The 21,265-nt window shown below is 32.5% G+C and carries 19 protein-coding genes and 1 riboswitch; of the genes, 8 read left to right on the forward strand and 11 right to left on the reverse strand.

All coding sequences use genetic code 11. The features are described from left to right. Positions 1-17: 17 nt before the first annotated feature. Positions 18-1,232: an MFS transporter gene (locus ACM591_RS01675; protein WP_326026884.1), complete on the reverse strand. Its 1,215-nt coding sequence runs from the start codon at positions 1,230-1,232 to the stop codon at positions 18-20. A gap of 465 nt (positions 1,233-1,697) precedes the next feature. Here ACM591_RS01675 and ACM591_RS01680 point away from each other — a divergent pair, with 465 nt between their 5' ends. The 3 genes from ACM591_RS01680 to ACM591_RS01690 all read left to right on the forward strand — a co-directional run bounded on the left by ACM591_RS01680 (position 1,698) and on the right by ACM591_RS01690 (position 5,741). Then, a complete protein-coding gene (locus tag ACM591_RS01680) occupies positions 1,698-2,912 on the forward strand; it encodes an MFS transporter (protein ID WP_326026883.1) in 1,215 nt (404 codons plus the stop codon). Positions 2,913-3,414: 502 nt separating this feature from the next. After that, positions 3,415-3,768 carry a hypothetical protein gene (locus tag ACM591_RS01685; protein ID WP_029378609.1) on the forward strand — a complete coding sequence of 118 codons (354 nt, stop codon included), beginning with the start codon at positions 3,415-3,417 and terminating at the stop codon, positions 3,766-3,768. Positions 3,769-4,031: 263 nt separating this feature from the next. After that, positions 4,032-5,741: an ABC-ATPase domain-containing protein gene (locus ACM591_RS01690; protein WP_326026882.1), complete on the forward strand. Its 1,710-nt coding sequence runs from the start codon at positions 4,032-4,034 to the stop codon at positions 5,739-5,741. 738 nt (positions 5,742-6,479) lie between these two features. Here the strand turns inward: ACM591_RS01690 and ACM591_RS01695 are convergent. Continuing rightward, the gene (locus ACM591_RS01695) at positions 6,480-6,809 is read right to left on the reverse strand and encodes a hypothetical protein (RefSeq protein WP_029378607.1); all 330 of its coding nucleotides are present in this window, start codon (positions 6,807-6,809) and stop codon (positions 6,480-6,482) included. Between the two features lie 412 nt (positions 6,810-7,221). Between ACM591_RS01695 and ACM591_RS01700 the strand changes: the two genes are divergently transcribed. Continuing rightward, entirely contained in the window at positions 7,222-8,481 is a 1,260-nt protein-coding gene (locus tag ACM591_RS01700) for a putative glycoside hydrolase (protein ID WP_418354405.1), read from the forward strand. A 123-nt stretch (positions 8,482-8,604) separates the two neighbouring features. Here the strand turns inward: ACM591_RS01700 and ACM591_RS01705 are convergent, their stop codons facing one another. Beyond that, positions 8,605-9,786, reverse strand: a complete 1,182-nt coding sequence (locus ACM591_RS01705) for an MFS transporter (RefSeq protein WP_058625615.1) — start codon at positions 9,784-9,786, stop codon at positions 8,605-8,607. Positions 9,787-10,308: 522 nt separating this feature from the next. Between ACM591_RS01705 and ACM591_RS01710 the strand changes: the two genes are divergently transcribed. Continuing rightward, on the forward strand, positions 10,309-11,256 hold the full coding sequence (locus ACM591_RS01710) for a glycosyltransferase family 2 protein (protein WP_029378604.1): 948 nt from the start codon (positions 10,309-10,311) through the stop codon (positions 11,254-11,256). Position 11,257: 1 nt separating this feature from the next. Then, positions 11,258-12,745, forward strand: coding sequence for a DUF6056 family protein (locus tag ACM591_RS01715; protein WP_029378603.1), 1,488 nt, complete (start codon positions 11,258-11,260; stop codon positions 12,743-12,745). A gap of 174 nt (positions 12,746-12,919) precedes the next feature. On the opposite strand, the gene ACM591_RS01720 is transcribed toward ACM591_RS01715, so the two are convergent. The 3 genes from ACM591_RS01720 to ACM591_RS01730 all read right to left on the reverse strand — a co-directional run bounded on the left by ACM591_RS01720 (position 12,920) and on the right by ACM591_RS01730 (position 14,868). After that, positions 12,920-13,093, reverse strand: a complete 174-nt coding sequence (locus ACM591_RS01720) for a hypothetical protein (RefSeq protein ID WP_167330402.1) — start codon at positions 13,091-13,093, stop codon at positions 12,920-12,922. A gap of 69 nt (positions 13,094-13,162) precedes the next feature. Further along, a riboswitch (SAM riboswitch) is annotated at positions 13,163-13,272 on the reverse strand. Positions 13,273-13,391: 119 nt separating this feature from the next. Next, a complete protein-coding gene (gene chrA, locus ACM591_RS01725; RefSeq protein WP_029378602.1) occupies positions 13,392-14,546 on the reverse strand; it encodes a chromate efflux transporter in 1,155 nt (384 codons plus the stop codon). Positions 14,547-14,565: 19 nt separating this feature from the next. Further along, entirely contained in the window at positions 14,566-14,868 is a 303-nt protein-coding gene (locus tag ACM591_RS01730; protein ID WP_029378601.1) for a PadR family transcriptional regulator, read from the reverse strand. A gap of 263 nt (positions 14,869-15,131) precedes the next feature. Here ACM591_RS01730 and fadH point away from each other — a divergent pair, with 263 nt between their 5' ends. Both fadH and ACM591_RS01740 read left to right on the forward strand, forming a co-directional pair. Beyond that, positions 15,132-15,902, forward strand: a complete 771-nt coding sequence (gene fadH / locus ACM591_RS01735; protein ID WP_172606465.1) for a 2,4-dienoyl-CoA reductase — start codon at positions 15,132-15,134, stop codon at positions 15,900-15,902. A gap of 330 nt (positions 15,903-16,232) precedes the next feature. After that, on the forward strand, positions 16,233-17,072 hold the full coding sequence (locus tag ACM591_RS01740; RefSeq protein ID WP_029378599.1) for a YitT family protein: 840 nt from the start codon (positions 16,233-16,235) through the stop codon (positions 17,070-17,072). A 193-nt stretch (positions 17,073-17,265) separates the two neighbouring features. Here the strand turns inward: ACM591_RS01740 and ACM591_RS01745 are convergent, their stop codons facing one another. The 5 genes from ACM591_RS01745 to ACM591_RS01765 all read right to left on the reverse strand — a co-directional run bounded on the left by ACM591_RS01745 (position 17,266) and on the right by ACM591_RS01765 (position 21,263). Continuing rightward, positions 17,266-18,303, reverse strand: a complete 1,038-nt coding sequence (locus tag ACM591_RS01745; protein ID WP_029378598.1) for a galactitol-1-phosphate 5-dehydrogenase — start codon at positions 18,301-18,303, stop codon at positions 17,266-17,268. Between the two features lie 36 nt (positions 18,304-18,339). Next, a complete protein-coding gene (locus ACM591_RS01750) occupies positions 18,340-18,495 on the reverse strand; it encodes a hypothetical protein (protein WP_099265762.1) in 156 nt (51 codons plus the stop codon). A 51-nt stretch (positions 18,496-18,546) separates the two neighbouring features. Then, on the reverse strand, positions 18,547-19,578 hold the full coding sequence (locus tag ACM591_RS01755) for a zinc-binding dehydrogenase (RefSeq protein ID WP_058625613.1): 1,032 nt from the start codon (positions 19,576-19,578) through the stop codon (positions 18,547-18,549). A gap of 20 nt (positions 19,579-19,598) precedes the next feature. After that, the gene (locus ACM591_RS01760) at positions 19,599-20,858 is read right to left on the reverse strand and encodes a PTS galactitol transporter subunit IIC (RefSeq protein WP_326026880.1); all 1,260 of its coding nucleotides are present in this window, start codon (positions 20,856-20,858) and stop codon (positions 19,599-19,601) included. Between the two features lie 126 nt (positions 20,859-20,984). Further along, positions 20,985-21,263: a PTS sugar transporter subunit IIB gene (locus tag ACM591_RS01765; protein WP_029378595.1), complete on the reverse strand. Its 279-nt coding sequence runs from the start codon at positions 21,261-21,263 to the stop codon at positions 20,985-20,987. Between the last annotated feature and the right edge of the window lie 2 nt (positions 21,264-21,265).

A 21,265-nucleotide genomic window follows, 5' to 3' on the forward strand; every position in this document is an offset into this window, starting at 1 on the left:
AAGAAATAAATTTAATCTTAGCAAGTTTGCTTATGTTTTTCTCTTAATAACATGGTACATATAAAGCCAATGATTAATAATCCAGCAGCGAGATAAAAACCAGTTGCCATAGCGCCAGTTAAATCCGTTAAATAGCCAGTCACGTATGGAGCGAGTATAGATGCTGTCATTCCTATGAAATTATAAACGCTAAAAGAAGTACTTAGCGCATTTTTAGGAGCGTTATCTGCGACTACAGCTATTAAGACAGGGTTTGTACTTATCTTTCCAACTATTCCATAGCCAATTAAAGCAATATATAAAATACATAAATGATCAAACATGACGATGGAAATTGTAAATATAAATGCTAAAGGTATCATTACTAATAATACTGGGCGACGACGACCTAATCGATCAGAAAGCCAACTAAAAAATAGTGAGCCAGGTATAGCGGCCCAAGGAACTAATGAGGCTATAAAGGCTACTTGGGCACCATTGATACCACGTTCGGTTTCTAAATAATATGGTAACCACGTAATAATCATAAAGAAACCATAAATTGAGCAGAATATAATAATATACGCCAATATCAAATTTCGATTTTTGAATAAACTAGTGAATTTAAAAGGTACTTGTTGTTCAGTAGACATTTGGATATGTCTAGGGCGTTCTTTAATTACTTTATACATTAACAAAGCTAGCACAAGTATAGGAATTGCCATGATAAAAAAAGGTGTGTGCCAATTCATACCATATTCCCGAACGGTATAACTTGAAATGAAGTAACCAATTGAAGTACCAAATGCCATACCACTATTAATTAATGCACTACCGAGTGTGATATGTTTTTCAGGAATGGCTTCTGAAGATAATGCGTATTGAGGACCGTAAAACATGCCTTGTGCTAACCCAACAATAAGCCAAGATAGCATAAATAGGAAAAAGGTCGGCATTATACCAGTAATAATCATAAATACACCGAATATTATCATACTTGGTACAAGGATATTCTTTCGACCAATTTTATCTCCTAGTATACCTGAAGGGATTTGAGTCAAAGTATAGCCAATAAAGAATACACTCATGATAATACCGAGTTGTGCATTGTTTAAAGAGAAAGTGTTTTTAATATCACCCATAATTGGGTTCAATATAGTACGTGCAGCATAGATCACTAACCATCCTAATGTAAAGATAGTAACTAATTTAATCCAGTAATTTTTACTAAGTTGTATTGATTCTTGTTGCATTTCTCATTACTCCTTCCAAATACATAAATTCACCATTATAATAGCCTGAAAATTAGTGAAATACTTCGTTAAAAATGCCAAAAACAGACAGTTATTTTGATGAAAATGCTGAGACTAAAAGAAGGATAAAAATAATAATTAACAACTTATATTATATAGCTTTAGAAGAAGTATTAATGTGTATATAAATTTTAAGTTGATATATTTATAACTAAATTGTTTTATTATTTTAAACTTTTCTTCGGAGAATAAAAGACCTTAATATAAATTATAAAATATAGATAATTTTTGTTATAATTATAACATGCTAAATAAATTTAATAATAAAAAACGTGTAATTATAGTATTTGTCTTTTAAAATAGAATAGATAAGGCATACATGAGCAATTTAAATGAGCATCAAGATCTATTAAATTACATATCAAGAAATGGACAACATCTAATTGCAATATAGGAGGAATAAAATTGACAACATCTAACAAACTTATATTCAATCGTACATACATGCTCATGTTAGCAGCTGGTATTTTTGCCATGATTGGATTTAGTACAATTTTAACAACGATTACATGGTATGCTGTTAAAGAATTACAATCGTCGATGGCATTAGGTTACATATTAGTATCGGCTACGGTGCCTAGACTACTGATGATGACATTTAGTGGTATGGTGGCTGACAAATTTAAGAAAACAACGATTATGTATTATTCAAATATTGCAGAAGCTGCCGTTATGGTGATCCTCTATTTTCTTATTATTAATAATCAACTTTCATTAATTCCTTTAATGATTTTAGCTGCTTTATTTGGTATGTTGGATGCATTTTTTGGTCCTGCATGTACATCGTTGATCCCTAAAGTAGTTAAACAAGCACAACTTCAAAGAGCCAATTCTCTTTTCCAAGGTGGTACTCAAATATCATTTATACTTGGACCAATTGTTGCAGGTATGATTATGGAAAGTTTTTCAATCGCAACAAGTTTCTACGTTGCTCTAATCTTTGTATTTTTATCAGCAATATTCGTTTTTCCTTCCTTTATTAAAGAAACGGAAGTACCAGAACGTTCTAATGAAACGCCGATTAAAGATATTATTGAAGGGTTCCGTTACGTAAAATCATCCCGTTTTTTAATTACAGGAATTATTATTCTTGTTACTGCTAACTTTTTTGGTTTGGGAGCTTTAAGTGTAGGTATTCCTATATTAGTAGAAGCTTCTAGAGGTACACCTATCAATTTAACTTACTTACAATCGAGCTTAGGTGTAGGTATGCTATCTGGAACAGTATTACTTAGTATCGTCACTTTAACTAAAGTTAGAGGGAAAATAACATTATTTACATTATTAGCTATGCTTTTAATATTCTTGGCATTTACACAAGTGACAGGTTTAATTTGGCAAATAGTATTATTATTCTTAATAGGATTTACGTATACAATAGTTTATATTCCATTTATTACAATGGCTCAAGAATTTTCAGACGAAAAGGTGACAGGCAGAGTGATGAGCTTAATATTCCTTGCAATGACTGGTTTCGATCCAATTTCATATGTTGTTATTTCTGGATTAAATACAATGGATATTTCAATTTTTAATGTTTTAGCAATTTCAGCCATAGCCAGTATCGTTGTTTGGTTGTTTATTCTAATGAATTCTAAAGTATATAGAACAATTGATTAATAAAGAACGGATTATTATAAAATTTCATATATAAGCGAGATCCTCTCACTAATTGCAATAGTGGGAGTTTTTTTGTGGAGAGAATATTGTGGGAGTAATTGATTTATTGAAAAAATGATTATTAAAAGAAGATTAATATGTATTTGATGAAGATAATAAAAAATTTTAATTCGTATAGTTTTCATTTAACAAAAATTAATTTATTAGTTATAATACATTTTCGCTTTATTTATGTATAAATTTATACTATATTGAATATTGTGTGTATTTTGAGGTGTATAAATACACAATTGAATGTAACGTAAAATTTTAAAGAAGACTGACGAGTAGACGAGTACTTTTTAAAATTAGAGGAGGAAAAGTAATAAGAACATTGACTTCTTAATTGATGTACTGCGAAATGTTAAAACAAATGACTTAATAATAGAAAAGTAACTATGGCATATATGATTTAAATAGTGAAAATATAAATAATAACGAACAACAGACAAGGAGCTTGATTATGCTTAAATCTACGATTGAAAATGTAGAAAATGAAAAATATAAATTACAACCAATGAACACACATTACTTGAAAAGAATAGAAAAAACAAATCTAGAAGAGGTTTACTTTTGTATTGAGAAAAGTGATGTTGTATCAATAGAAGCTTTAGAAGCACATATACAGAAGTCTAAAAAAGCAATCGCATTGATTGGTGAAGACAATGTGAGAACGACACTTCAGGATTGTGGCAATGGTTTATATCAAGCCACAATAATTTATTTTGAAAAATCACTCGATTCGCTTATGGATGCAACAAAAGATTTAACGCTTTTAGAAACACAAGAAGCGAGTAAATATATGCTAGTAAATTAAAATAATAGCACTTTCGCATGATTTCATTTTAAAAGGTGAAATAAGCGGAAGTGTTTTTTATAGTGGATATAGAAGGGCTAAACCTATGGCTCTAATTTATAAGTAATGAAACAAATTAGTATTGTGATATGATGAAAAACTTTTGGGTATGTAAGGTCGTATGATATTAATTTTATTGTACACATAAATTTCATTATCTTATACTTATCTTGAAAATATTTTGGATATACAAAATTCGTCAAACCACTTTAGGAGGTTTTTTATTGAAAAATGCAACGGAGTTAGCACAAATATTAAAATCCTTAGATGGACAGAAATATGGTGCTTATAAACGACTAAAAGGAACATATCAGTTCAAACAGTTTCAACTTGCGATAGACCATATACAAGTAGACCCGTATGCCCCTCCATCCAAAATGAGGGTAGTTATGAACAGAGATATAGCAAATATCCCTAACAATTTATTAGATACTAAAGATAAAGTCATCGCTGTAGCAGACTTTTTAGCGCGAACTTTTAATGAAAGTATAAGTTCATTGAAGCAAAATAACCAAAATGGTAAAGCTGCATCAAACATTGCTATAGATCAATGTGGTCAAGAAATTTTAGAACGTACAGCGGTAGTAATCAATAAACAGGACATCGAAGTAAGACTTGAAATTAGTTTACCTGCGGCAGGAAGAAAAATTTTAGGGAAAGCTGCGGCAAGTACATTAATAGAAATACTGCCCGACATCGTAAATGAATCATTGCTCTATAAAAATATAGATCATACAAAATTAGATACACAGGTTACGTTAATGCTAGATCAAGCTTACATTCGTGAGGAACTTGAACGTAGAGATCTTGTTGCATTTATTGCAAATGGTTCGATATTACCACGCAAAAGTGGTGTGTCAGATAAGCATTTACCTAATGCAGTTGCCTTTACAAGTCCTGAAAATGTAGAAGTACAAATGGCTGTGCCAAGTGGAAAGACAGTCACTGGCATGGGGCTATCTAAAGGTATTACCTTAATTGTTGGTGGAGGCTTTCACGGTAAATCGACTGTGCTTGAAGCGCTTGAGCATGGTATCTATAATCATATTGACGGAGATGGTAGAGAATACGTTATTACATGTCATGATGCCATGAAGATTAGAGCTGAAGATGGTCGCCATATTGAGAAGGTAAATATTAGCCCATTTATAAATAATTTACCGGGAAATAAAGGTACGCAACAATTTTCTACTGAAAACGCCAGTGGTAGTACATCCCAAGCAACGAATGTTATGGAAGCATTGGAAGCAGGTACATCATTATTATTGATTGATGAAGATACTTCAGCTACAAATTTTATGATTAGGGATAGCCGTATGCAACGATTGATTGCCCCGGAAAAAGAACCTATCACACCATTTGCGAGTAAGGTAGAACCACTGTATAAAGATTATAATGTTTCGACTATTTTAATTGTAGGTGGCTCAGGTGATTATTTTGAGGTTGCTGATCAAGTATTAATGATGGATGAATATGTCTTGAAAGATGTTACTGAAAATGCAAAAGCGATTGCTGAAACACCGGTTAATACGACAAATGCTACAAATAATAGTGATTTTGGCAATCTACCTGCTAGAGTACCGCTAAAATCGAGTTTTACTAAAAAAGGGGAAGACAACCGTTTTAAAGTTAAGGGACGCTATTCCATTTTGTATGGCAAAGAGCTTATCGATATTTCCGGTTTGGAACAATTAGTGGATACAAGTCAAACCCAATGTTTAGCAGCAATGATAAATTATTATCAAAGTCATTTGTTAAATGAACAAGATACGTTATCTCAAGCAGCAGATAAATTATACGCAGTTATTCAAGAACAAGGGTTAGATGTAATATCATCATTTAATGGGCATCCAGGTAACTTAGCACTGCCAAGAAAACAAGAGTTTTGTGCAGCACTTAATCGTTACCGTGGACTAAAAGTGAAAAATGATTAATTATAAAAAGGGTTGTCATTGTTAACTATCACGATGGCAACCCTTTAAAATTATAATAACTAAGGTAATAATACGCGCATCACATCAATAAATATAACGCTAACTATGTATTTTTATTTAAATTAAAAGGTTCAAAAATTAAAGATTCGAAAATATTATAATTAACATAAATAATTATGATAGATTTAAGGTGAGTTATATTAATAGTTTTACATAGAGGTGATATTATAAATGACAAATATTTTTGTGAAGTTTAGGGAATCGATAGTGAACAGTAATCAGTTAAAAATTGAACGGCAGTTATACTTTACAGCAAACACCAAACAAGACTTGAAAATGTATTTGATTTCTAGGGATGTAAAACGTGAATATTCTTATATCTCTGAATCAACAAATTGATTTTGGAAGGTTGCAATTATGAAAATAAATATTCTTCTTATTTTGTTATGCTTAATTATTAACTTTTCGTATTCAATATATATTTTTAGGACAAAGAATATTAACATTATTGCCTCAATTGAAGCAGATAAGGTCCTAAAACATAAAGTTAATCGTTTAGTTAAACTTTTTATTTGTTGCCTGACTTGTGCCACATTTATTATTATATGCTCAATACTTGTAATTGAGCAAAATTTAATATTATCGATGTGCTTGGTTTTTATGAGTTTTATAGTACTTAGTATTATTTATATATATTATTTAATGATTAAAAAGTAATAATAGTTGAAAATAAGAGAATCACTTAATCATTTTACGCATCTTATAAACTTTCGCATGATTAACCCCAGATTGCCCGATAACTTCGTATCCTTGTTGAGTATATAAACGTTGCGCTGTAGTATTTTCAACTGCAAGTTTTTGAATTTTTGCAATTTGCCACACAGTAGTAAATGTTTGTTGCTGAAGCTCACTGTAAGGCAAGCAAGATATAGCGCCTGCTGGATTCCCATTAATCATAGCAATCATTGTATTTTGATAATTAAAACGCTTGCTAGGTTGTCTCCATAATTTCTGCATATTACGAATTAATACTTGCTTGTTTGCTGTATAGAATAAAACTTTTGCCATATCATTTATAGCTAGTAAGTGGAAGTACGCTCCTTTTTATAATTGTGGATAAGCTGGAACGATTTTTAAATTTTGCCTTCTTCATCCTCCTTAAAAAAGTTTCCCCTCAACTATACTCATCTTCATAAGTAAAAAATTTAACATCATTTAAAATGTCTATTACTTACTTGAGAAAAGCATATGCGCTAATTAGACAAGGGGTCAGTCATCGGGTTGTGTGAAGGCACTGTTCTGACACCTATAAAACAACGCTATATCAAACATATAGATAAGTGTTTTGTGCCATCATAAATATCGATTAATGAATAATGTTTTTAAAAAGACGTTTACAATACAAAGAGCATTAGTTAAACTTGGAATGTAAATGAATTAAGTAGTGCAATATACATAATAGTTAAGGAGCTTATGCTAAATGAAGGGAAAATGGATTATACCGACTGTTTTAACTAGTGCATTGTTAATCACTGGGTGTTCAAACAATGATACGAAAAATGGAGACAATCAAGCAAATAAAGAAAGTAAAGGTAATCATGCTACTAAAAGTAGTGATGATGTGAAATATCCAAAAGATGGAGTAAGAGGTATTTATGTAAGTGCCGATGCGACAAACGGGGAAAAATTTGAAGAACTCACAAAGTTTATCGATGAAAGTGATTTAAATGCAATGGTTATTGATGTTAAAGATGATTCAGGGAACGTTACTATAAACTTTAACACTGGTAATAAAGAAATCGATAAACATACATTAGATATTGTGGATGCCAAGCCGTTACTTAATAAAATGAAAGAGAAAGATATTTACCCTATTGCAAGAATCGTTACTTTTAAAGATAAAAATTTAGCAGAAAGTCATCCTGAATGGTCGTTCAAACAAGCAGATGGTTCAGTTTGGGAAAGTGATGGTGGCGATAAATTTGTCAATCCTTTCGTTAAAGAGGTATGGGATTATAATATTAATGTGTCTAAAGAAGCTGCAAAAGCAGGTTTTAGAGATATTCAATATGACTATGTAAGATTCCCGGAAGCATTTGAAAATGTAGAAAGTAGTTTAACGTATGATAAAGGGAAATATAAAAACAGTAAATTAAGTGATGTTGATCAACGAGTAGACACAATTTCACAATTTTTAAAAACTGCTCGTAAAGAATTAAAACCATACGGTGCCGAGGTATCAGCTGATGTATTTGGTTATGCTGCTATGGTTGAAGAAGCACCCGGTATTGGTCAAAGTTTCCCTAAAATAGCAGAAAATACAGATGCTATCTCATCTATGATTTATCCGTCACATTGGAGTCCAGGTGACTTTGGATTAGAAGCGCCAGATAAGGAACCTTATGAAGCAATTGATCATTATTTAGATAAAGAAACAGCTGTGTTAAATAAATTAGGTGATAAGAAACCGAAGTCTCGTCCATGGCTACAAGACTTTACAGCACGATATTTAGGTGAAGGTAAATATATGGAATACGATAGTAAAGCTGTAGAGGCCCAAGTACAAGCGCTTAAAGATCATGGCATAAATGAGTATCTATTGTGGAACGCGGGCAACGATTATTCTAAAGGCGTAGACTATACTCCTGAAGCAAATAAAGAAAAACTAGACCAAAATAAAGCAAAGTTAAAGAAAGGTAACAAAGACGGAAAAAGTGACAAAGATAAAGATGACAAGTGACCTAGCAAAGTGAAAATATTACTTATACAATCATGTCACTTTAAATTAAATATGTATTAATAAAAAGAAGTAGCACGTTGAAATCAAATTGAACATTTTGATTTCAACATGCTACTCTACTTTCTAGCTACTTAATTTTCTGTTTCCAATTAAACAGAAGTACAGGAAGCCAGTAATTATTATGATAACACCCATAATAGCGTACATATTTCCATAACCAGTTAAAGGCGTAACATAACCTAATAAGTATGGAGAGAGACCTAAGCCTGCATCAAAAAATATGAAATAAGTTGATGTGGCAATGCTTATACGAGAAGTTGGTGCAGATTTCACTGCTAAGACTTGTGTTGCTGATTGTAAATTTCCGAAACCTAATCCCATAATTGCGCTGATTAATAGTAATATAAATCCACTTGTAACTTGGCTTAACATAAACATACTAATTGCATAAAAAATGATTGCTGGATATACAACGACGTGGTTTCCTTTATTATCCATGAGTTTACCTGCAACTGGACGCGTTAGTAAAACCACAATGGCGTAAACCACAAAGAATAAACTGGCTACACTTGTTAATTTTAATTGACTCGCATATAAATTTAGATAAGTTAGTACTCCAGAATATGCAAAACTTAATAGTAAAATGATTAAACCAACAGGGATGACTCTCGGCTCAATGATATTTTTAAGAAACGATGTACCTTTTTCTAAATTAACGGAAGCTGTTTTGATTTCCGTAACTTTAGGGGCTTTAACAAAAATACTCATGATTAAAGCGATAAACATTATGGCGAAACAAAAACTAAATAATATAGAAAATGAGATGTAATGAATCATTAATATACCAAGAAATGGACCGAATGCAGTCGCTAATGTCGTACTCATACTATAATAGCTAATACCTTCAGACTTTCGCGATTCTGGGATAATTTGTGTAGCAATTGAACTGATGATTGTTAATGCCATCCCATGAGGAATCCCATGTAATAAACGTATTAATATAAGAAACTGAACGTTAATATTAATAAAATAACTACTGATAATAGCTAAACAAATAATAATGGTGACAAGTAATAAGCGCTTAAGTCCGAACTTATTTATAAAATATCCAGCAAAAAGTCGGCCGATAACACCGCCGATAATAAAAATACCGCTGACAAGCCCTGATTGACTCATTGAAGCTTGGTAATGATTGATTGCAAAAGTTGCAATAGTAACCATAAGTAAGTAAAAGACTAAAGTTAGTAGAAAGTTAATCAATGATACACTGATAAACTGTTTAGTCCAAAGTTTATTGGATTGCATAGTAAAAGCCTCTTTTCTAAAAAGTAAATTTAAAATTTATCAAAATTCGCACAAAAAAGACACTTTGGTAACCAAAGTGTCTTTATATTATCTTGTTAAAATGTATATCAATACAAGTAAGTACTGATAAAGATTCCACTAATAAAAATTGGTCACTGTCTTTGCACATATTGAATTAAAAAATGATAGACTACTCCCGACAGTAGGGGTTTTTCATGTCTCAAATAATTTTTTAATCTAATAGATTTCAAATATACAGCTTCCATAGTTTAGTTGTCCTTTTAATAAAAATTTAATAATTAAATGATACACTCTTCAAATTTAAATAACAATACAATATATGATTAAATTAGAGAACTATTACATAACTCTAATTTACATCTAATGAATGTAATTTTTGAATATCCAAAAATTAAACACAATATAATATTAACAAAACCACATTATCTCTTTAATGTGTTGTATAATATACAATATGTTATTTTTTATATTAATAAAAATCAATGAGGGGTACGTTATTTTATGATTAGAATTTTAGTTCCGTGTTTTAATGAGGCAAGTGTTATTGAAAAAACATATGCTGAATTAACAGAAATCATGCAACAAGATAGCCGCTACAATAATTATAAATACGAATTGCTTTTTGTAGACGATGGAAGCAAGGATAACACTTTAGCTATTATTCAACAATTAGCACAACAAGACGATGCAGTTAAATACATATCATTTTCAAGAAACTTCGGTAAAGAGTCTGCGATGTACGCAGGATTAAAGGCAAGTGTAGACGCGGAAGCTTTAATTATTTTAGATGGTGATTTACAACATCCACCAACACTAATACCACAAATGATTAAATACTTTAAAGAAGGCGAAGATCAAATTGTCGCTAAAAGGGATAGAACAGGTGAAAACATAGCACGTAAACGAGTGTCACAATTGTATTATGCAATTATTAATAAAATGGTTGATGTCACACTAGAAGATGGTGTTGGTGATTTCAGATTATTAAGCCAGCGGGCAGTGAAAGAAATCGTGAATATGGGAGAGTACAATAGATTTTCTAAAGGCTTATTTGCGTGGATTGGTTTTGAACCGAAAGTCATTGAATATCAGAATGTGACTCGAGTAGAAGGGGAGTCTAAATGGTCATTTAGCTCATTGCTAAACTATGGTATCGATGGTTTGATTTCATTTAATAATAAGCCATTGCGTGCCATTATTTATTTAGGGCTTTTCATTTGCGGATTAAGTTTTCTCTATATTTTATTTAATTTTATTTATACGCTAAATTACGGTGTGTCTACACCAGGATATTTCACAACAATCTTCTCCGTTTTGTTTTTAGGTGGGATACAGCTTACGTCATTAGGTGTCATAGGAGAATATATTGGAAGAATTTATTATGAAGTGAAACAACGTCCACTCTATATTGTTCGTCAATCCAATTTGAATGAACAAGAGGTGGAATAAGATGAAATTATTAAGGGTGAATAAGACCTATCTTACAGTAACCGCACTGCTGATTTTTTATATTTTTATGGCTATGCTTACGCCATTAACACATGACGATTGGGATTGGTATAGTAACTATGGTATTCAGATGCTACAAGAACGCTTTGCAAATTTGAATGGGCGTTATTTGGGTAATATGTTAGAAATTATTGCCGTTCGACTTGATTGGTTTAGATGGTTATCTTATGCGATTTTTAGTATTTCGATTATATGGATAATTGGACGTTTTGTTAATGAAGCTAAGATTTTATATTATTATTTGTGTGCATTTATTTTGATGCTGACGATACCTAGTGATATATATAAGCAAACTTATGGTTGGTTTGCTGGGTTTTATAATTATGTTCCAGCAACTTTCTGCGTGCTGTTTATAGTATGGTATATCTCGGAAATTTTGTTTGAACAGAAAAGTTTAGGTCCTATAACTAATATTTTGTTTTATTGTATCTGTTTTGTAGGACAATTTTTTATGGAAAATACAACGTTATTCAATACGATGATTTTAGTTTTAGCGATCGTATTACATGTATTAATTTATAGAAAATTAAATCCTAAATTTATATTAGGTTTAGTTATTTCATCCCTAGGGACGATTTTGATGTTTATGAATCCTAATTATCGCAAAATATTTTTTGAGGGTAGTAGTTATCAAAAAGTGTCTAGTGATACCGGCATCATTGATAAAGTGACAACAACATTAACAACAGTATTACCAGATTGGGTGGTTTTTAATCAAATGACGATAATCTTAATGATTATTGGTGTTGTTATTGCGCTATTATTCAGAAACGCTATGTTATATACACGCTCTAAACTGTTGCAAGTATTTGTTATAACGGGTTTATTGATTTTGCCAATATACTACTTCTTTATTTATGAACAATTTGCGTTACAAAATTTTCATATACTTCTTATTACTAATTTAGTAAATACATTAGTTTGTATATGGTTTTTAAGTGCATTCATTTTAGCAGTTCATATAGTAGTTGAGCCGAAAGAAATTAAATATACGTTATATTTATTGCTGGCTACTATTTTATTAGTGTGTGCACCTTTAGTGATTGTGTCACCGTTAGGACCAAGAAATTTTTATACAGTTTATGCTTTGTTTGTCATTATCCTATTGATATTATTTTCTCAGTTGAACATTACTGGTCAACTATGGAAACAGATTGTGGGTGTTTTAGCAATTGGTTGCGCGACGTTATATTTAGGAACATTTTTCTATATTAATCAAAAAAATGAAACACGAATTACACAGTTAAAAGAAGAGATAAAAGCACATCCTAAAAAAGAATATTATACGATGGAAAAATTACCTTTTGAACATTATTTGCATCACCCGACCCCAACAAGTACAAGGTATCAGTCATTATTTAACCAATATGAAGGTATACCTAAAGATACAAAAATAAAATATGTGCCCTTTGGTACTAAACATAAATAGAATGATTGTATGAAGAATTTATAGCTAGTAAAAGTAAATATAAAAAAGGAGTACACAGAAATCATACTTTGTTAAAATGATTTCATTGTGGCACTCCTTTTTATATTTGTATAACGTTCAGTTATCAAGATGTAAGTTTGATAAGAAATATAGCTTGAGATAAAATAGTCGTACCTATAATTCTTTTTCTAATATAATTGCTTTATAGTCATGAATATCTATGCGAGCGTAGATTTCACGTTTTACACTTTTGATATGCTCTAGTTTAGCTATGTTACTCATCATGTTATTAGGTACATGATTCTCCCAATATTCAAGTTCTGAGAATAATTCGTGCAATGATTTCATAAAATTACCACCTTTTATTTTTTTACAAATAAAATAGCTCTTCTTAGATAAGAAGAGCTTCCGCACATCTTCTCATCTGTCAGCTCGTAAATTAGAACTGTTGGATTTAGCACATCGCTCGTCTGAGCTGTTGCTGGAGTTTTACAGGGCCAAGTCCCTCCACTCACTCTTAATAAGAGAACTATTCTATTTCAAATTATTGTAACGAATGTTCATTGAATTAGCAAATAAATATATTATCGAAATCTGTTAATCATGAGATATACATTTTCAAATATTGAAACAACACACTTCATAACTAATAAAAGATGAGACCAATCAATAATCCTAAAATAACAATTAACCAAGATGGTGCCTTGCAATAAGCCAATAATACAAATAATGTAGCAGCAAAGGCAAAATCCATATTGCTATTTACTGATGATGTGAATATAGGATCATAAAAAGCTGCGATTAAAATACCTACTACGCCAGCACTGACAGCTTTTAGCATTGATTTTGCGTAGCGATTTGATTGTATGTGCTCCCAAAAAGGTAAAACACCAACTAATAATAAAAAGGCCGGTAAGAAAATAGCAATTGTTGCAATGATACCACCTGTAACACCAGACATAACGGTTCCAATATATGCAGCAAATGTAAACAACGGCCCTGGAACTGCTTGTGTTAATGCGTAACCTGATAAAAAGTCATTGGCACTAATCATATCAGTTGCTACAAATGATTGTTCTAATAAAGGTAAGACAACATGTCCGCCGCCGAATACAAGAGCACCAGAACGATAAAAGTTGTCGATCATGTTAATCCACGAATTGTGAGTGACAAAATTCAATATAGGTAAGATTAATAAAAGACTAAAAAATAGTATAAGAGAGATGGCGCCCACTATTCGTGGAATATTGAATATCTTTATCAAAGACTTCTGTTCATCTGTTTCTCTAAAAAGCGCTAATCCAACTATAGCCACTACAGTCAACGCACCTAATTGTGATAATGGATGAATGACTGTTATAGCTACTACTAAGGTGAACAACGCTAAAATTTTTGTTTTTAAATCGGGTAATAATTTTTGTCCCATACCTATAATTGCATTTAATACAATTGCAACGGCGACTAATTTCAGACCATGCGTCCAACCTAAATCGTTGCTATAAGCTAATAGTAAAGTGGCACAAAGCATGAGTACAATCACTGAGGGGAGAGTAAAGCCAATAAATGAAATTACTCCGCCAATCAACCCTGCCTTAGTTATACCAATACCAAATCCAACTTGACTACTAGCTGGTCCAGGTAAAAATTGACATAATGCGACTAGATTGGTGTATTGTTGTTCTGTTAACCATTGCCTCCGTTTTACATATTCATCATAGAAGTAGCCGAGGTGAGCTGTTGGACCACCAAATGAAGTGCAGCCTAACCTCAGTGCTACGAGAAATACTTCAAGATATTTCATAACAAATAACCTCCCAAGTTTAAATTTCTCCGACAATTTCTTTTAATTTCTGGTGACTTTTTTCTAACATTTTCTTGCCAAATGAAGTGATTGTGTAGTTCTTACGTTGTTTACCGTCAACGACAGTTTTTTCACTAACGAGTAATGACTCATCTTCCATTCGATGTAAGAGAGGATATAGCGTTCCAGCACTCATTGCATAACCATGTGTTCTTAACTCATCCATCATCCAGCTACCATAAATAGGATGTTCATTAGCATGATGCAAAATATGGATATAAATAAAACCGAGAAACATACGTCTTTCTAATTTAGAATCGATATCATCCAGCCCCTTTAATCATTAATAACGGAAATCGATATCGGTTTCCGATATCATAGACAATATAGCATATATCACGGTATTTTTGACTGGATTTACAAAAAGTTTAAAAACTTATAATAATTGTCACTTTATATATTTGAATATACTCAATTAACAATAAGTAAGATAATTTACTAATTATAGATAAGTAAGTTACAATTGTGTGTAAGCGCTTACTATGATTGTGTGACATGTTAATTTAAATCGTTGTTAAAAGGAGAATGCACATGAGAGACAAAGTAATTATTGTGACAGGCGGTAGTAGTGGTATGGGTAAAGCAATGGCAACAAAATTTGCCAAAGAAGGTGCAAACATTGTAATTACTGGTCGTTCATTAGAACGATTAGAAGCGGCCAAAGCTGAAATGGAGAAGTTTGAAGGTCAAGTGCTATGCATAGATATGGATGTGAGAGACCCTGAAAGGGTTCAATACACAGTAGATAAAACAATAGAAACATATGGAAAAATTGATGGCTTGGTCAATAACGCGGCAGGTAATTTTCTATGTCCGGCAGAAGACTTATCACTCAATGGTTGGAACTCTGTAATAGATATTGTCCTTAATGGAACTTGGTATTGTACACAAGCTGTAGGTAAAGAATGGATAAAAAATGGTCAACAAGGACGTATTATTAATATGGTAGCGACCTATGCATGGAGAGCTGGTATCGGGGTGGTGCATTCAGCAAGTGCTAAAGCTGGTGTATTATCTATGACTAGAACATTAGCAGTTGAGTGGGGAAGTAAATATGGCATTACAGTCAATGCAATTGCGCCAGGACCGATTGATAATACAGGAGGCTCAGGAAAACTTAGTTTATCAGAAGAAGCTAAGCAACAAACGCTTGATAGTGTTCCGTTAGGTAGAATGGGACAACCAGAAGAAATAGCTGGTTTAGCTAAGTTCTTATTATCAGAAGAAGCTAGCTATATAAATGGTGCATGTATGACTATGGATGGCGGCCAATGGCTGAATCAAAATCCATTTTAACTGAAGAATGGGAATAATTTACTAACATATCCTAAAAAAGTAATGACGAATGTCGTTCGAACAGTTCTTTAATTAGTACACATAACTAGAATATAATTTAGTTAACCGATACAATTTTAATTTAACCTCATTCAATTGAAATTATCGTCCTTTTCTACTATGATATAGACTTGTGTTAAAAAATTAATAAAAACTTTAATTTACGAAACTTTTTGGTTCAATAACTAGAAAGTTTCTTTTTATGTCGTCTGATTTTTTAAGGAAGAAATTGTTAACATTGAGGAATTTATATGTGTATTTTAAATAATTAAGAAAAGAGGTGTTTGGGGGATGTTGTATAAAATCCATTTTAAAAATATATGTTTTTGTATTTTAGGTACGTTTCTTATTAGTATAGGTATCAATGCGTTTGTCATTGCTTCAAATTTAGGGGAAGGTGGCACAGTTGGTATTTCTTTAAATTTGAAATATACACTTGGCTTATCACCTGCGCTTACTTCCTTGGTTATAAATATGATATTAATTATGATAGGTTGGAAATACTTAAGTAAGACTACTGCAGTCTATACTTTAATCACAGTTATCTCGAGTTCAGCGTTTTTAGGATTGACTGAATCATTTAATATGCATTTAGAATCTGATTTTATCAATACAGTGTTTTCGGGTGTGTTGATAGGAATCGGAAGTGGACTAGTGATTTCCGCACGAAGCACATTGGGTGGTACTTCTGTCATTGCTAAAATTATAAATAAATATAGCGAGATAAAGACGTCACAAGCATTGTTTATTTTAGATTCAATCATTGTATTATCTTTCTTAATTGTACTACCAGTGCAAAACGTATTATATACGATTGTAATGCTTTTTATTGTTGAAAAAAGTATGACATTTATTATAGAAGGTTTTAATCCGAAAAAAGCGATTACGATTATTTCAGATCATAATAAAGATATCAGTTTAGATATTAATAATGAAACAGGTAGAGGTTCCACACTATTAAATGGTGTAGGAGGCTATGAACGTAAAGAAACAAATGTACTCTATGTCGTGGTACCGCAAAATCAATTAGCTAGAATTAAAAAAATTGTTAACGCACATGATGAAAATGCATTTTTAGTTATCCATGACGTGCGTGACGTCTTAGGTAATGGATTTATGAAACTACAATAATTTGGCATTGTAGTTAGGAAATCAACTTTTTATAAAATGATTGCGTAATTTCAACTAGTTATTTACTGTTTATATGGTTGATGATTTGAAGACCCGTGGCTTATGTTGAAGCTTGGGGTCTTTTTAAATTTAAAAAGAGCTATAAATGAACCTATTGATATAGATCTCTTTATAGCTGAATTTAATGTGTTAATTATGGATGAAAAATAACCTTATTAAAATGTTTCTTGTTATTTACTATTGCATCAAATGTTTCAGGGCCTTGCGCCAAATCTAGATAATCTGAAATCATAGCATGTACTTTAATTTTCCCAGTAGACATATAATGTAGTGATGCATGCCATTCTTCACCTGGAAATGGCGCAGATAAGCCATTCCAAGAACCAATCACATTGAGCTCATTACGTAATATCTTTTCAAAGTGTTCACGATTGATTTCAATATCTGAATAAGGGATACCAAGTAGTAAGACTTCTCCGCCTTTAGACGGTAATGTTAAGACTTGCCCTATAGTATATGGTGATCCGGCAGATTCAACGGCTACATCTATATTATACGGGAGTTTCTTAATAACTTCATTTAGACTTTTCTCTTTAGAATTAATTGTATAATCAACACCAAGTGTTTTAGCAATTTCTAGTTTGTTGGGATCTATATCTATAGCAATAGTCTTAGCAGCACCAAATATTTTAGCCCATTGTAAGGCTAGTAATCCAATACTTCCGCAACCAATGACGGCTACAGTCGCACCGGGTTTCATATTAGTTCTATAAAACCCATGTGCTACCACTGCAGATGGTTCAACCATAGCGGCCGTATCAAAGTCTACATTATTAGGTAACTTTAAGACGTTATGAGCTGGGAGTTTAACGTATTCTGCAAAACATCCTGGTTCATAAGAACCTATGACATATAAATTTTCACATCTAGAATATGCACCTTTTTCACATTGTTCACAGTTGTGGCATGCGATCGCAGGACATCCTGTCACGGCATCACCAACATATAAATGTTTTACATCACTGCCTATACTATAGACAGTACCTGAGAACTCATGGCCAAATGGTGTACCTGCTCGGTAAGGACCTAGTTTTTTATAACGCGAGTTGTCGGAACCGCAAATTCCTGTTGCTACTACTTTGATAATAACATCATTGCTGTTGTCAATTTCAGGTGGTGTTGTTTCTTCATATCTTAAATCTTCAATGCCATATAAGTTTAAAGCTTTCAAATGTTGTCACCTCTTAACTTGTAAATATGAAATGAATTAGCCTTGCTCAGAAGTTGTTTTTCTCTTTTTAAAAAATTTAGCAACAAAGTAACCGACAATGACGATCGTATTCGCATATAGTAAGTTGTTCATATATAAATCTGTAATGTTTCTCAAGGGTCCAAGCATGAAATCCAACATTAGTTCTACCATATTTTTACGCTCCTTATATCGTTTGTATATTAACGAAGACTATTTTGAAAATTATTCAATAGGGCTAAGTAATACTTTGATACCTTCGCCACTCTTTATATGGTCGTATCCTTCGGTCCATTGTGTAATATCAAGTTCGTTTGTAATAAGAGATTCTGCGTCGACTTCTCCACAACTGATCAGTTGTAAAGAAGGTTCCCAATCTGCTGGCTTTTGGCTTCTAGTACCTACAATAAGTAATTCTTTTTGAACTATTTGCTCTAAATTGAATGGAATTTCGCTATCTTTAAAGATACCAACTTGAACATATTGCCCTTTTTTACGTAAAATATCTAATCCTTGTTTGGCGGCCTGTATTGCGCCAGAACATTCTAATACGATATTTGCACCATAACCATTAGTGACTTTATTTACATATGATTTCAAATCAGTATTTTGAATATTAACTACATGATCTAAGTTAAGTTCATTTGCTTTATTTAGTCTTGCTTGATCATTATTCAATCCAGTGATGATAACTTTAGCGCCTTTACTTTTAACAACTTGAGCGACTAACAGTCCGATAGGACCAGGGCCAATAACAACGACAACATCTTCAGGTTGGATGTCTATTTTAGAGACGGCATGGTGAGCGCATGCTAAGGGTTCAGTCATCGCAGCAGCTTTGTAAGAAACATTGTCAGGTATGTGATGGGCGCTATTTGCTGGAGTAACTAAGTATTGAGTGAAACCACCGTTTTGTTGAGTACCCAAACCTTTTCGATGATTACATAAGTTGTAATCACCGTTTTGACAATAGTCACATTCCCCACAAATGTAGTATGTTGTTTCTGAAGTAACACGATCCCCAATATTAAAATTTGTAATATTTGTACCAACTTCTACAACTTCTCCTGAGAATTCGTGACCGAGTATAACTGGAAAATTCACTTTATAATGTCCTTCATATGTGTGAATATCTGTACCACAAATACCTGCATAATGGACTTTTATTTTTATTTCATCTTCATTCGGTGAAGGCGTTTCTGTATCTAATAATTCTAGGTTTCCAAAACCTGCTTTAGTTTTAACGAGTGCTTTCATGTTTAGTCAGCTCCTATAAATTAATTAAATAAGCCAAAGAATTTGAATATAATATAGTTTAATATGTTACCTCCTTGGTCTATACTTGAAATCTGTGATGATCCAGATGGCATTTTCACATTTGTACCTTCTGCCATACTTGTGAATATCGGTGCAACATCAGTTGCGATATATAAGGAAATTGCAATCATGATTGTGCCAACAATAACTGAGTGTATAATGTTTCCTCGAGCAGCACCTACAATAAAAGCGACAATAAACGGAATGGTTGCTAAGTCACCAAAAGGTAGCACTTGGTTACCAGGCAAAATAACAGCTAACAATACGGTGATAGGTACTAAAATTAAAGCGGTTGAGATAACTGCTGGATGTCCTAATGCAACAGCAGCATCTAAGCCAATATAGATTTCGCGATCACCAAAACGTTTGTTTAGCCATGTACGTGCGGATTCTGAAACAGGCATTAAACCTTCCATCAAAATCTTAACCATACGAGGCATCAATACCATAACTGCAGCCATTGACATACCAAGATTTATTACGTCACCAGCGTTGTAACCAGCTAATAAGCCAATTGCTAAACCGAGTACTAAACCGACGAATATAGATTCACCAAATGCGCCGAACCTTTTTTGAATCGTTTCAGGATCTGCATTTAAGTTTTTAATTACAGGTAGTTTTTGCAATCCTTTTACTAAGAAAATACCTGGAGCATATGAAATTGTACTGCCTGTTGCAATAGACACCCCAGGTAAGTCATAAAATTTACTCATCATTGGTGCAGTCCAATCAGCCACTTTTAGACAAACAATTTGGAATACAGCAGCGGCTATTAAAGATTGCCAAATACTGCCAGATATTGCATAAACCATGGCACCCATAAAGGTATAGTGCCAGAAATTCCAGATATCTACGTTCATAGTACGTGTTGTTTTTGTTAATAACATTGCAATGTTAACGACAATGCCTAAAGGAATAATAAATGCAGCAATTGTAGAGGCCCATGCAATAGAAGACGTTGCTGGCCAACCCACATCAATGACATTTAAACTAACCCCTAAGTTTTTAACCATAGCTTGAGCAGCAGGACCAAGGTTGTTAACTAGTAAATCAATAACTAAGAAAATCCCAACGAATGCAACACCAATTGTCAGACCTGATCTGAATGCTGCGCCCACTTTTTGCCTAAAGAATAATCCTAATAGAAATATAACGATAGGAAGTATAACTGTTGCCCCTAAATCTAAAAAAGCTTGAATAAAATCTACAAATCCACTCATCCCTTACACCATCCTCTTTATATAAAGTACTATTGGTATAAATTAAGATGTCACTTTGTTATAACTAAAAAAATTGTTTCGGCATTTATCCCAACAGTTCGTACGATCATTTTAATAAATGGTTCATTAGCTTTGTAACGCATCTAAAATTTCTTTTTTAGTGTCTTCAACCCCGATACCGGTTAAAAAGTTACGTGCATTAATAACAGGAAAGTCGTATTTTTTTTGCGTCATAGCAGTTGTAACTAATAAGTCTGCTGTATCAACATAAGAGCCTACCTCAGAAATTTTTATTTGTTTTAAATCTACTTTGATGTTGTGTTCTTTCGCCATTTCTTCAATTGCACTGTTCACTACCGTTGATGTTGCAATACCTGCACCACATGCTACTAATACTTGTTTCATAA

This window comes from Staphylococcus sp. Ze2 (assembly GCF_048568365.1).
Lineage (GTDB): Bacteria > Bacillota > Bacilli > Staphylococcales > Staphylococcaceae > Staphylococcus > Staphylococcus xylosus.

What these genes read in the sequence shown, in the direction of transcription:
- fadH (WP_172606465.1), top strand. Translation starts at nt 15,132, where the DNA reads ATGCACATGAGAGACAAAGTAATTATTGTGACAGGCGGTAGTAGTGGT.
- ACM591_RS01755 (WP_058625613.1), bottom strand. Translation starts at nt 19,578, where the DNA reads ATGAAAGCACTCGTTAAAACTAAAGCAGGTTTTGGAAACCTAGAATTA.
- ACM591_RS01675 (WP_326026884.1), bottom strand. Translation starts at nt 1,232, where the DNA reads ATGCAACAAGAATCAATACAACTTAGTAAAAATTACTGGATTAAATTA.
- ACM591_RS01700 (WP_418354405.1), top strand. Translation starts at nt 7,222, where the DNA reads ATGAAGGGAAAATGGATTATACCGACTGTTTTAACTAGTGCATTGTTA.
- ACM591_RS01715 (WP_029378603.1), top strand. Translation starts at nt 11,258, where the DNA reads ATGAAATTATTAAGGGTGAATAAGACCTATCTTACAGTAACCGCACTG.
- ACM591_RS01760 (WP_326026880.1), bottom strand. Translation starts at nt 20,858, where the DNA reads ATGAGTGGATTTGTAGATTTTATTCAAGCTTTTTTAGATTTAGGGGCA.
- ACM591_RS01750 (WP_099265762.1), bottom strand. Translation starts at nt 18,495, where the DNA reads ATGGTAGAACTAATGTTGGATTTCATGCTTGGACCCTTGAGAAACATT.
- ACM591_RS01710 (WP_029378604.1), top strand. Translation starts at nt 10,309, where the DNA reads ATGATTAGAATTTTAGTTCCGTGTTTTAATGAGGCAAGTGTTATTGAA.
- ACM591_RS01765 (WP_029378595.1), bottom strand. Translation starts at nt 21,263, where the DNA reads ATGAAACAAGTATTAGTAGCATGTGGTGCAGGTATTGCAACATCAACG.
- ACM591_RS01740 (WP_029378599.1), top strand. Translation starts at nt 16,233, where the DNA reads ATGTTGTATAAAATCCATTTTAAAAATATATGTTTTTGTATTTTAGGT.
- ACM591_RS01685 (WP_029378609.1), top strand. Translation starts at nt 3,415, where the DNA reads ATGCTTAAATCTACGATTGAAAATGTAGAAAATGAAAAATATAAATTA.
- chrA (WP_029378602.1), bottom strand. Translation starts at nt 14,546, where the DNA reads ATGAAATATCTTGAAGTATTTCTCGTAGCACTGAGGTTAGGCTGCACT.
- ACM591_RS01695 (WP_029378607.1), bottom strand. Translation starts at nt 6,809, where the DNA reads ATGGCAAAAGTTTTATTCTATACAGCAAACAAGCAAGTATTAATTCGT.
- ACM591_RS01720 (WP_167330402.1), bottom strand. Translation starts at nt 13,093, where the DNA reads ATGAAATCATTGCACGAATTATTCTCAGAACTTGAATATTGGGAGAAT.
- ACM591_RS01705 (WP_058625615.1), bottom strand. Translation starts at nt 9,786, where the DNA reads ATGCAATCCAATAAACTTTGGACTAAACAGTTTATCAGTGTATCATTG.